Source organism: Sphingobium sp., assembly GCF_003248505.1.
Taxonomy (GTDB): Bacteria; Pseudomonadota; Alphaproteobacteria; order Sphingomonadales; family Sphingomonadaceae; genus Sphingobium.
Map to the genome: position 1 here is coordinate 1 of NZ_QFOA01000088.1, position 11,203 is coordinate 11,203.

9 protein-coding genes and 1 pseudogene are annotated in these 11,203 nt (G+C 62.9%); 4 read left to right on the forward strand and 6 right to left on the reverse strand.

All coding sequences use genetic code 11. The features are described from left to right. Positions 1-2 precede the first annotated feature (2 nt). Complete coding sequence (gene purQ / locus DI606_RS17695; RefSeq protein WP_293985228.1) at positions 3-623, forward strand: phosphoribosylformylglycinamidine synthase subunit PurQ; 621 nt, start codon at positions 3-5, stop codon at positions 621-623. A gap of 37 nt (positions 624-660) precedes the next feature. Here the strand turns inward: purQ and DI606_RS17700 are convergent, their stop codons facing one another. From DI606_RS17700 to wecB, 4 genes and pseudogenes are all read right to left on the reverse strand, one after another. Then, positions 661-2,769, reverse strand: coding sequence for a polysaccharide biosynthesis tyrosine autokinase (locus tag DI606_RS17700; protein ID WP_293985229.1), 2,109 nt, complete (start codon positions 2,767-2,769; stop codon positions 661-663). Next, entirely contained in the window at positions 2,766-3,470 is a 705-nt protein-coding gene (locus tag DI606_RS17705; RefSeq protein ID WP_293985230.1) for a polysaccharide biosynthesis/export family protein, read from the reverse strand. The genes DI606_RS17700 and DI606_RS17705 overlap by 4 nt, the downstream gene beginning before the upstream one ends. Before the next feature lie 102 nt (positions 3,471-3,572). After that, a pseudogene (wecC, locus tag DI606_RS17710) lies at positions 3,573-4,907 on the reverse strand (UDP-N-acetyl-D-mannosamine dehydrogenase); the annotation flags it as partial. Between the two features lie 53 nt (positions 4,908-4,960). Next, positions 4,961-6,070 carry a non-hydrolyzing UDP-N-acetylglucosamine 2-epimerase gene (gene wecB / locus DI606_RS17715; RefSeq protein ID WP_293985231.1) on the reverse strand — a complete coding sequence of 370 codons (1,110 nt, stop codon included), beginning with the start codon at positions 6,068-6,070 and terminating at the stop codon, positions 4,961-4,963. Between the two features lie 85 nt (positions 6,071-6,155). On the opposite strand from wecB, the gene DI606_RS17720 reads away from it, so the two are divergent. Then, complete coding sequence (locus DI606_RS17720) at positions 6,156-6,320, forward strand: hypothetical protein (protein WP_293985232.1); 165 nt, start codon at positions 6,156-6,158, stop codon at positions 6,318-6,320. A 3-nt stretch (positions 6,321-6,323) separates the two neighbouring features. On the opposite strand, the gene DI606_RS17725 is transcribed toward DI606_RS17720, so the two are convergent. Beyond that, positions 6,324-7,175 carry an ABC transporter permease gene (locus DI606_RS17725; protein ID WP_293985233.1) on the reverse strand — a complete coding sequence of 284 codons (852 nt, stop codon included), beginning with the start codon at positions 7,173-7,175 and terminating at the stop codon, positions 6,324-6,326. A gap of 118 nt (positions 7,176-7,293) precedes the next feature. Here DI606_RS17725 and DI606_RS17730 point away from each other — a divergent pair, with 118 nt between their 5' ends. Further along, a complete protein-coding gene (locus DI606_RS17730; RefSeq protein ID WP_293985234.1) occupies positions 7,294-7,986 on the forward strand; it encodes a GcrA family cell cycle regulator in 693 nt (230 codons plus the stop codon). A 62-nt stretch (positions 7,987-8,048) separates the two neighbouring features. Here the strand turns inward: DI606_RS17730 and DI606_RS17735 are convergent, their stop codons facing one another. Beyond that, positions 8,049-8,888 (reverse strand): outer membrane beta-barrel protein, encoded by an 840-nt coding sequence (locus tag DI606_RS17735; protein ID WP_293985235.1) that lies wholly within the window; start codon positions 8,886-8,888, stop codon positions 8,049-8,051. A gap of 165 nt (positions 8,889-9,053) precedes the next feature. On the opposite strand from DI606_RS17735, the gene parE reads away from it, so the two are divergent. Continuing rightward, on the forward strand, positions 9,054-11,030 hold the full coding sequence (parE, locus tag DI606_RS17740; protein WP_293985236.1) for a DNA topoisomerase IV subunit B: 1,977 nt from the start codon (positions 9,054-9,056) through the stop codon (positions 11,028-11,030). Positions 11,031-11,203 lie beyond the last annotated feature (173 nt).

Genomic DNA, 11,203 nt, shown 5'->3' on the forward strand with positions numbered 1-11,203 from the left:
CGGTGGCATTCGAAACCGCGACCGGTGCCAAACCTGCAATGGTGTGGCACCGCGATACGGATCTGCCCGACGATATCGACCTGATCGGGGTCCCGGGCGGATTTTCCTATGGCGACTATCTGCGGTCGGGTGCGATGGCTGCGCGATCGCCGGTGATGCAGGCCGTCGCGCGCGCCGCCGAGCGTGGCGCTTATGTGCTCGGCATATGCAACGGATTTCAGGTACTGACGGAAAGCGGTCTTTTGCCAGGAGCGCTGCTACGGAACGCCGGCGGCCATTTTGTGTGCCGCGATGTCAGCTTGATCGTCGACAATGCGCGCAGCGCTTTTACGGGCCGCTACGAGGCGGGCGAAACGATCAGCTTTCCTGTGGCCCATCACGACGGCAATTATTTTGCCGACGCCGAAACGTTGGACCGGCTGGAAGGCGAAGGCTGCGTCGCGCTGCGCTACGCCCAGGCGATCAACGGGTCTGCTCGCAATATTGCGGGCATTCTCAACGAAGCGGGCAACGTGCTGGGCATGATGCCGCATCCCGAACGCGTGATCGAAACGGCGCAGGGCGGTACGGACGGGCAGCGGCTGTTCCAGGGACTGGTAGAAAACCTCATGGCTCGCGCCTGAGGCCCGGCTGACATTGTCCCAACCCTCGCAGCGGATATCAGCCGCCGCGATGATAATCATAGTCGAGCGCACGTCCCTGCTGTTTGGTAAGGATCGCGCCGACGATGCTTCCTCCGGCGCGCCGTAGCCGTTCGACCGCCGTTCGCAAGCCGCCATGATGATTGCGGCCCCATTCGACCACCAACAGGCTCACCTGCGTTTTTGCGCTGACAAGAAGCGCGTCGGTCACACCCAGGATCGGCGGCGCGTCGATGAGAATAGTATCGTAACGGTCGTGCACTTCCGCCAGCAATGCATCGAACGCGCCGGTCGCAAGCAACTCAGCCGGATTGGGAGGTACCGCCCCGCAAGGCAGGAGAGATACGCCGGGTACCCCGGTGTCCACAATCGCTTGTTCGGCTGTCGATTGGCCGGTCAGAACCTCACTGATGCCCGAAGAAGCGGAGAGCCGGAAAAGCCTGTGCTGGACGGGGCGTCGCATGTCTCCGTCGACCACCAGCACGCGCTTACCAAGTCCCGCCAGCGCCAGCGCCAAGGCATGGAGTGTCAGCGATTTGCCCTCCCCTTCCTGCGCGCTGGTGACGAGAATGGATCGAGGGAGACCGTCCGCCGACGCGAGTTGCAACGAAGCAGCGATAGGCCGAAAGATTTCGGGCGGCTGCGGATTGTCACCCGTAACCGGCACCGCGCCGATGAGCGGCAGTCCTACACGCTCGCTCAACGTATCACCTGACGTGACCGCATCGTCGAACAAGTGCCGCGCCCCGATCAGCAACAGACCGAGGATCAAGCCCGTCAGCGCGGCGAGCGCCAGCGTTTCTCCCACTTTGGGCGAGAATGGGCGTTCAGGTACCGCTGCACGATCGAGCGGTTGAATGCGACCGGCCTGGAAGCCCGCCTGCGACGCCATGTCACGATAGCGCTGGAGCAGGCTGTCATGCAGCATTCGATAAGTGTCGACCGACCGCTCCATGATGCCCAGCTGGACATCGCGTCCCTGTTCGGACCGAGCCTGCTCCTCGATCTTGGCGATCTCGCGGTCGATCTGCCGTTCCCCGCGCACCGCGACGTCCACTTGCGCACGCATCGAACTGCGGATCGTGGCTGCCATCGCGTTCGCCTGCTCGTCCAGCGCGGCCAGGCGGGCGCGAGCCTCACGCATTTCGGGGTGGGCGTCCTTGCGGAATTGGCGTTCCTGCGCGATCTGCGCCCGCGCTTGCGCACGTTCGGCAAGGATTTGCTGCATAGCGCCGTTGTTCAGGACTTCGGGAAGACTGTCGGCGCTCGCACCGCGCGCGCTTTCCCATCGTTTCTGCGCGGCGATACGGTCAGCGGTCGCCTGAGCGCGAAAGCCGTTGAGTTGGGCCAGTCGCGCCGCGGTTATCCCCTCAGGCGCGGAGTGCCCGTCCGAACCGTCTTGTCCGATATGCCCGCCATTATGCGCGGCATACGTCGCCAGGTCTCGCTCCGCGCGCTCCAGATCGCGCCGTGCCCCATCCAGTTCCCCGAGCAGAAAACGACGCGCCTGAACCCCGGCATCGAAGCCGCGCTTGAGGTCCGCGCGGATGACGCTGTCGGCATAACTGTTAGCGACCCGCGCGGACAGCACGGGATTGGCACTGACGAAGCTGATTTCGAGGATGCGGGACTTGCCCGGCAGTTTGACTTCCAGATGACTGCGCAAAAGATCGACGGCGCGAGCCTGCTCCACCTGCCGCTGCGACTGGCTGCCCTTTCCGGCATCGGGGCGTTGCTCACCCATGCCATCGAAAAAGGTCGGCGTGCCGACCAGCGACAGGTCACGCGCGACATCCTCCGCCAGCGCTCGGCTGCGAAGCACCTCCAACTGTGTCTGCATGAGCGTTTCGGTATCGCTGGCGTTCATGCGCTGGCTGGTGCCTGCGCCCGCCGCGCCCGCAGGCACGTCCTGCACCTCGACGGACGCGGTCGCGCGATAATCGGGCGTCGCCATCAATATGAGCAGCGCCCCACCAAGAAGGCAAAGCGCCAGAGAGACGAACAGGATGATGCGATGGCGGCGGATCACCATCCCGCCGCGACCGACGGCACGCGCGACGCGGACGTTCCAGCCCGATGCGGTCGCGTTAAGATCCCTTTGGACGGGAAGGATGTCCTCGCCCCTCATCGTCCGTCCAGCGCTATAAAGCCAGTGGCGAGTGCCGGAATTGCAAGCAGCGCACCGCCCAAAATCGCCTTTGCACGTGACAGCCCCACAATGATCCGATCTCCCGGCAGGATTTCGACGTCCTGCGCCTCCCCCCGCCGAATGGCGCCGAGGTCGAAACGTCCCGCCAAACGCTGACCGTCCATCTGCCGGACGATCACGATATCGTCCAGGCCGGCTAGCCGTGTCGGCCCCTTCCCAAGGGCGACAGCCTGCAGCAGGGTCATGCGCCCCTCAAGCGGGTAAAGTCCCGGCTCGCGCACTTCGCCATCCAGCGTGATACGCCGCCCGACCGCTTTTTTGACGAACAGGCTGACCTGGGGCGAAACGAGGTAACGCTCGCCGAGCCGTCCCGCGATCACGTCGCTCGCCTCGCTGGCGGTCAGCCCCGCGACGGAGACGTCGCCTATCAAAGGAAGGCGCAACATACCGGCGGCACTGACCTGCGCATCCTCCAGCGAAAGATCGGGTTCGTGATAGACCTGAACCCGAAGGACATCGTCGGGTGCGATGCGATAATCCATACCCAAAGCGGACGGCGGCGGGATGAGCGCATAGGCACTCTCCCCGCGAGGTGCATCCTCGACCGTGGCGCAGCCGCCCATCAGCACCGCAGCCGCAACAGGTACGATGCGTAGAGCCGTGTCGATTTTGAGCTTCATCCGCGCTCCCGCCGTGAAATGCCCCTTGCGAAGCGGCGGGTTAACCGTAGCGCGCCGGCATAGCAACCTTCGACGCGGCAGGACGATGCCCTTACACCGTCGTCACACCGCGACACGATCCGGCGCGGACCATGGTGCGCGGCGCGGCTGATCAGGCCAAATACCGCGCGTGTCATACACCGCCTTGTCGGCGCGTTCGTCGACGGGAACGGATTTGAACATGTCATGATCGACAAGAATGACGAAAACGCCACATTGTTCCAGAGCCGTATCGAGATCGGTCAGTTCCGCCCCCGTTCCGGCGAACTCCATGGGCAGGGCCTGCGCATATGGCTCCACCAGCTTGACGCGGCGACCGTAGCGGCGCGCCAACCGAGCGGCAATCTTGACTGCAGGGCTTTCGCGAAAATCGTCGATATTCGCCTTGAATGCCAAGCCCAGGCAAGCGACGTTTTCATGAGGGAACATGTCGACAAGGTCGGATGCCTTGGCGACGACATAGTCGGTCTTGCCGTCATTCACCTCGCGCGCGGTCCGGATGATGCGGGCATTGTCGGGGTCGCCATGCACGATGAACCAAGGATCAACCGCAATGCAGTGCCCACCGACGCCAGGGCCGGGATTGAGGATATTGACGCGTGGATGACGATTGGCAAGGCGGATCACCTCCCACACGTCGATGTCCATATTTTCAGCGATAATGGACAGTTCGTTAGCGAACGCGATGTTCACGTCGCGAAAGCTGTTTTCGACGAGCTTGACCATCTCAGCTGCGCGCGCTGTGGTCGTGATGCACGCCCCCCGCACGAACTGGCGGTAGAAGCCCAGCGCCTTGCGTGCGCAACGCGGCGTGATGCCGCCGATGCAGCGGTCATTGTCGATAAGTTCGACGAGGATACGACCGGGGAGCACGCGTTCGGGACAATAGGCGATGGCGATATCGCCCGCAGCGCCGCTGCCCGGCATCCGCAAGTCGGGGCGCAGTTGCGCGAAGAGATCGCGCATCGCCTCGGTCGTGCCAACGGGCGAAGTGGATTCTAGGATCACCGTATCCCCGGCCTTCAGCACGGGCGCGACCGTTCGTGCAGCCTTAAGGACGAAGGATATGTCGGGCGCGCGGTCCTCAGCCACCGGGGTCGGCACGGCGATGATGAAAACGTCGCTTTCCTCCACCGCCAGACTGGCGCGCAGGTTGCCACGTGCCACCACGCCCTGCACCAATCCGTCGAGATCGACTTCCTCGATATGGACACGACCGGAATTGACCGTTTCCACCACATGGGGCGACACATCGACGCCGACAACCTGCGCTCCGCCCCGCGCGATGAGGGCGGCGGTAGGAAGGCCGATATAGCCTAAACCGATGACAGAAACTTTTTGCTTTGCGTCGACGGGCATGACGATCCTGGGCGCTGTGAATTTGCCCGTTCTTCTGCGCTCAAATGCTGAAGATTCCGCAAACGAGGACGCGGGATCGACGCAGCGCGCCCTTAGCTGGCGATAATCGCCGCGATCCGGGCCGCAGCCCGCCCGTCGCCGAAGGGATTGTGCGCGCGAGCCATGGCGTCATAGGCGAGCTGATCGTCCAGCAGTCCGCAGACCTCGCTCACGATTCTGGTCCGATCGGTTCCAACCAGCTTCGCGGTGCCAGCCGCGATCCCTTCGGGCCGCTCAGTCGTCTCACGCATTACCAGCACCGGCTTGCCGAGCGAAGGCGCTTCCTCCTGCACGCCGCCGCTGTCGGTGAGGACGAGGCTGGACATATCGAGCAAGCGCACGAAATGCGGATAGTCGAGCGGCTCGATCATCGCGACATTGGGGATTCCTCCCAGCACCGCATCCATAACCGGGCGGACATTGGGATTGGGATGAACCGGGAAGATAACCGCCACATCGGGGCGCGCGGCGATGTCGGCTATGGATCGGGCAATCGCCTCCATCCCGCCGCCGAAATTCTCACGTCGGTGGCTGGTGACGGCGACGATCCGCTTGTCGGAAAACCGATCTGCCAGGGGATCTAGCCCGCTTGCCAGCGCCGGCTCCGCGCGCACGCGGTCGCGCGTGGCGAGAAGCGCGTCGATGACCGTGTTACCGGTGACATGGATGCTCGCGGCGTCGCGCCCTTCGTTGAGCAGCGCGTCGGCGGCAGCCTGCGTCGGCGCGAAATTCATATCGGCGATGCAGGCCACGACGCGGCGGTTGACCTCCTCGGGCCAAGGGTGATGGATGTCGCCGCTGCGCAATCCGGCTTCGACATGCCCGACGGGAATCTTGCGGTAGTAGGCAGCAAGGCTGGCAACCATGGTGGTGAGCGTGTCGCCGTGGACGAGGATGCGGTCGGGTTTTTCATCGTCGAATGCGCGACCGAGCTCCACGATGAGCCGAGCGGTAAGGCCATCGAGCGTTTGGTTGGGCTGCATCACGTCCAGATCCACGTCAGGCGATATGCCCGCTATTTCCAGCACCTGATCCAGCAGGCCCCGGTGCTGCGCTGTCACGATCACCCGCGTGTCGATACCGGAATGTCGACGCAGGGCATGGACGACGGGAAACATCTTGATCGCTTCGGGACGCGTACCGAACACCAACGCAATCTTCATGGTCTTCCTTCATCGAGAGCTTCGGCCCCGCTCTATCGCAGAAAAACGTAACTATCCGCTGAATGCCCATGATAGAGCGTACGCCATGATCCCGCCTCGCCCTTCCGCTCCAGATCGTGCCTCTGTCGTCTGGCCATGGGAGGATGAAGCCGACCGTTACGCAACGCCCCACCTTCGTCACTGGCTGATGGCGGCAGCGATCCTTCTGGTCATGGGCGTTGCGGTGCCGGTATTCGCCGCGTTCGCTTAGCGATCAGGCCTTGATCTTCCAGCCGCGTTTCAGAAGCCCGTAGCAAAAGCCGAGCAGAAGGATGTTAAGACCCAGCAACACAGCGCTGCCCACCGCGACATTGGTGTCCGCCGCCGCGACGAACCCGTATCGGAAGCCGGAAATAATGTAGAAGAAGGGATTGGCGTGGCTCACCGCTTGAAAGAAGGGCGGGAGGCGGTCGATCGAATAGAAAGTGCCTGACAGAAGCGCCAGCGGCCCGATCACGAAGTTGGTGACCGCTGCGCCATGGTCGAACTTCTCTGCCCAGATCGACGTCAGCACGCCTAGGAACGCGATGAAGCTGGTGCCAAGCAACCCGAACCAGAGCACTGCCCAAAGATGTGCGGGCGTGACATGAACGCCCGGCCACGCGGCCATCGCGATCCAAAGCGCGAAACCGACAAACACAGCGCGCGTGACGGATGACGCCACCAGTGCGAACAGCAATTCGCCCACCGAAATAGGCGGCATGAGATAGTCGATCAGCGTGCCTTGCACCTTTCCTACCATCAGCGAGAAGCTCGCATTGGCGAAGCAGGCGTTGATCATGCCCATCACGATCAGCCCCGGCGCGATGAAATCGGCAAACGGCACGGCCTCTCCACGCAGGCTGACCGTCCGTCCGCTGCCGCCCAACGCTACGATGAAGATGATCAGGAACATGAGCGTCGTGATCGCGGGCGCCCATACCGTCTGGAGTTGAACCTTCAGGAAACGGCGCACCTCCTTGCGATAGAGCGCCCAGGTCCCGGCCCAGTTGACGTTGCGAATTTGCGGTACGCCGGGTTCGGCGAAGATGGCCGGATCGGCGGCAATTTTGGGCTGGTCGTTCATGGGAGGATCGACTATCGGCTGGTTCGCTGTGCTGCAAGGGGGCAAGGTCCAAGGATTTGAACCGGCGGCATGTGGCTCCCATATAGGGCGTCAATCAAGAATTGTGAGGAGTTTTTCATTGTCCTGGACCGACGAGCGCATCGACCAGCTCAAGACGATGTGGGAGCGCGGACTGACCGCCAGCCAGATCGCCGACGAACTGGGCGGAGTGAGCCGCAACGCCGTCATCGGCAAGGCGCATCGCCTTGGGCTGCAATCGCGGCCTTCGCCCGTCAAGGCGAACGAAGCGCCCAAGAAGGCTGCTCCTGCACCGCGCAAGCCGGCCCCCGTGGCCGCGAATGAACCGGAAGTCGTACGGGTCGCAGCGCCCGCGCCCGCGACCCCTGTCGTTGCGCCCGTCCGCGCCCCCGCCCCCCAGCCCACGCCAGCCGCTCCGGCAGCCAGCGCTTCGGACGATACGCCCCCACCTCCGCCGCCGCGCGTTATTTCCGTCGGCCCCGGCGGCTTCCTCCGTCAGGGCCCCGGCGATCAGCAGGCTCCCATTCCGCCAGCGCCGCCGCGCCGCCTGGTTCCGGCCAAGCCCAGTGCGGAGATCGCGGGAAAGACATCGTTGCTCGATCTTACCGAACGTATTTGCAAATGGCCGATGGGGCATCCGGGCGAACCGGATTTCCACTTTTGCGGTGAACCGGTGAACCCCGGCTTCCCCTACTGTGTCGAACATTGCGGTCGCGCTTATCAGGCGCAGTTGCCCCGTGGTACCCGCCGTCCGCCGCCGCCGCTGCCCTTCGGTGGGCCGCGCGTTCGTTGACAGCGAAGTAGACAGCTTGAAAAGAAAAAGGCCGGTCCGAAAGACCGGCCTTTTCTATTGGATCAGAAGCGGTAGCTGCTGGTGATCATCACGCTCTGCGTGTCGAACTTGTCACCGCGATTGATGCTCGCGCCGCCCGAAGGCGTGATGCGGAACGGATTGGTCGCAGGCGCGCTGCCCGCACCCACATCGACGCGGTAGTCGTCGACATTATAGCGGGTCCAGAGATACCGTGCGCCGATCGAGAAGTTCTGCGACACCTTCGCTTCGACGCCGCCGCCCATGTTCCAGCCCCAGGCGTCTTCGCTACGGTTGAACTCCGTGAAGCTGTTCGCCGCATTGTTGGTGCTGAAGTTATTTTTCACTTTCGCGTAAGACAGGCCGCCGGTGATGTAAGGCATGATGCCGCCCGGCGTCGTGTAACCGAGACGGGCGCGCAGGTTCGCGTTCCAGTCGATCTTTCGGCGCATCGTATAGAAGGCCGGAGTGGTCGAATATTCGGTTACCTTGTCGTCGACAAAGGCCTGACCCGCTTCGGCGACGACACCGGCGACGATGCTGCCGAACTGACGGTCATAACCAACATGGCCCATCCACGCGATCGCGTCCTTGTCTCCCGCGCATCCCTGCGCCGGTGTCGCGCCGCGCGCCGCACCGCCGCACGTGCCGGGCGAAAAAGCATTGGCACCGGTGGTGGTGCGAATGGTGTCGTTATAATTTCCATCGCCGTCGGCGTCGAAGCGGAGATGCTCGCCACCGTCCTTCTTCTGGAAGGTGTAGCCGAACGACCCGCCGACATAAGGTCCGGTCCAATCCACGCCGTTCGTTTCCTGGGCCAGCGCGGGCGTTGCGAGAGCGAACGCAAGGGCGGCTCCCAGCGGCGCAAAATTGCGGAATTCCATAAAGTTATTCTCCTCACCTGAAGAAAAGGCGACAGGCCTTCGACAAGTGCCCCGCTAACGTTGCGGCAGGCAGCTTTGTTTCACCGTCAAATGTAATTTTTGGTTGCTGGCTCAGCGGCATGCGGACGCTTGCACCCGCCCGCGCCTAGCCTATAGCTTGGTTCCATGTCCGAAGACCTGTTTGCCACCCATGCTTCCGCCACGCCGCAATATGACGCTTCCACCATCGAGGTGCTGGAGGGACTCGAACCCGTCAGGCGGCGGCCGGGGATGTATATCGGCGGTACGGATGAACGGGCGCTCCATCATCTCGCCAGCGAAGTGCTGGACAACAGCATGGACGAAGCGGTCGCAGGGCATGCGACCCGGATCGAAGTGACGCTGGACGCGGGCAACCGCCTTGTCATCACGGACAATGGCCGCGGCATACCGGTCGATCCCCATCCCAAGTTTCCCGGCAAATCGGCGCTGGAGGTCATCTTAACCACGCTGCATTCAGGCGGCAAGTTCGAGGGGAAAGCCTACGCCACATCGGGGGGCCTGCATGGCGTAGGTATCTCCGTGGTGAACGCGCTATCGACCGACACCGTCGTCGAAGTCGCCCGCAATAAGGAACTGTTCCGCCAGAGTTTCAGCCGGGGATTGCCGCAGGGCCAGTTGGTGAAGGTCGGCGCAGCGCCCAACCGTCGCGGTACGTCGGTAAGCTTCGTCCCAGATACGGACATCTTCGGCGAACAGAAGTTCAAGCCCGCACGGCTCTATCGCCTTGCCCGGTCCAAAGCATATTTGTTCGCGGGCGTCGAAATCCGCTGGAAATGCGCGCCGAACCTCATTGCCGACGACACCCCCGCCGAAGCGGTCTTCCAGTTCCCCGGCGGCCTTGCCGACCATCTGAAGGAACAGGTCGGCGACCGCGAATGCGCCACCAGTGTCTTCTTCTCCGGCAATCAGGATTTCCCCGGCGACGCAGGCCGGGTCGAATGGGCGGTGGCCTGGCCCTTATGGTCGGACGGATCCTATAGCTGGTATTGCAACACCATTCCGACGCCGGACGGCGGAACCCACGAAGCAGGCCTTCGCGCCGCATTGGTGAAAGGCATCCGTGCCTTCGCCGAACTGGTGGGGCAAAAGAAGGGCAAGGACATCACCGCCGACGACATCATGACGTCATCGGAAATCATGCTGTCCGTCTTCATTCGCGATCCACAGTTCCAGAGTCAGACGAAGGACCGGCTCACCAGCCCGGACGCCGCCCGCCTTGTCGAAAATGCCGTGCGCGATCATTTCGACCACTACCTGACCGACCATATGGACCGGGGCAAGGCGCTGCTCGCCTATGTGCTCGACCGCATGGATGAGCGCCTGCGCCGCAAGCAGGAGAAGGAAGTCAAGCGCAAGTCCGCGACCAACAGCCGCAAGCTGCGTTTGCCGGGCAAGCTCACCGACTGTTCCAACGACGACCCTGAAGGTGCTGAAATCTTTCTGGTCGAAGGCGACAGCGCGGGCGGTTCCGCCAAGCAGGCGCGCGACCGCAAGACGCAGGCCATCCTGCCCCTGCGCGGCAAGATATTGAATGTCGCCAGCGCCAATACCGCCAAGATTCTCGCCAATCAGGAAATTGCCGACATGATCCTGGCGCTGGGCTGCGGAACGCGCAAGGACTGCAACCCTGACCATCTTCGCTACGAACGCGTCGTCATCATGACCGACGCGGATGTGGATGGCGCGCATATCGCGACGCTGCTCATGACCTTCTTTTTCCAGGAAATGCCCGAACTGGTTCGGCGCGGACATCTCTACCTCGCCCAGCCGCCGCTCTATCGCCTCGTCGCGGGGGGCAAGAGCCTGTATGCAAGGGACGATGCCCACCGTACCGAATTGATGCGCACCGAATTCAAGGGCAAGAAAGTCGATGTCAGCCGGTTCAAAGGGCTGGGTGAAATGAACCCGATGCAGCTGCGCGAGACGACAATGGATCCCAAAAGCCGTAGCCTCATCCGCATCACCCTTCCCGATGATATCGAAGACCGGCAGCAGGTGCGCGAACTGGTCGACCGGTTGATGGGAACCAACCCTGCACACCGCTTCGCCTTCATTCAGGAGAATGCCGCGGCGGTGGACGAGGAAGCGATCGACGCGTGAAGCGCCTGGCAGGCAGAGCGGCGGTCGTCGCGTTTGCCCTGTGCCTGTGCTGGATTCAGGCTTCGTCCGCCATGGCCGCCCCCTCCCCCACTTATCGTGCACGGGCCGAGCAGTTGGTCCGCATCCTGACGCAGCCGGGGGGAGAAACCGAGTTTTTCTCGACGCTTTTCCTC

Bases quoted from the DNA above. Each gene is read 5' to 3' on its own strand.
- DI606_RS17705 (WP_293985230.1), bottom strand. From the start codon at position 3,470: ATGAAGCTCAAAATCGACACGGCTCTACGCATCGTACCTGTTGCGGCT.
- parE (WP_293985236.1), top strand. From the start codon at position 9,054: ATGTCCGAAGACCTGTTTGCCACCCATGCTTCCGCCACGCCGCAATAT.
- DI606_RS17700 (WP_293985229.1), bottom strand. From the start codon at position 2,769: ATGAGGGGCGAGGACATCCTTCCCGTCCAAAGGGATCTTAACGCGACC.
- DI606_RS17735 (WP_293985235.1), bottom strand. From the start codon at position 8,888: ATGGAATTCCGCAATTTTGCGCCGCTGGGAGCCGCCCTTGCGTTCGCT.
- wecB (WP_293985231.1), bottom strand. From the start codon at position 6,070: ATGAAGATTGCGTTGGTGTTCGGTACGCGTCCCGAAGCGATCAAGATG.
- DI606_RS17720 (WP_293985232.1), top strand. From the start codon at position 6,156: ATGATCCCGCCTCGCCCTTCCGCTCCAGATCGTGCCTCTGTCGTCTGG.
- DI606_RS17725 (WP_293985233.1), bottom strand. From the start codon at position 7,175: ATGAACGACCAGCCCAAAATTGCCGCCGATCCGGCCATCTTCGCCGAA.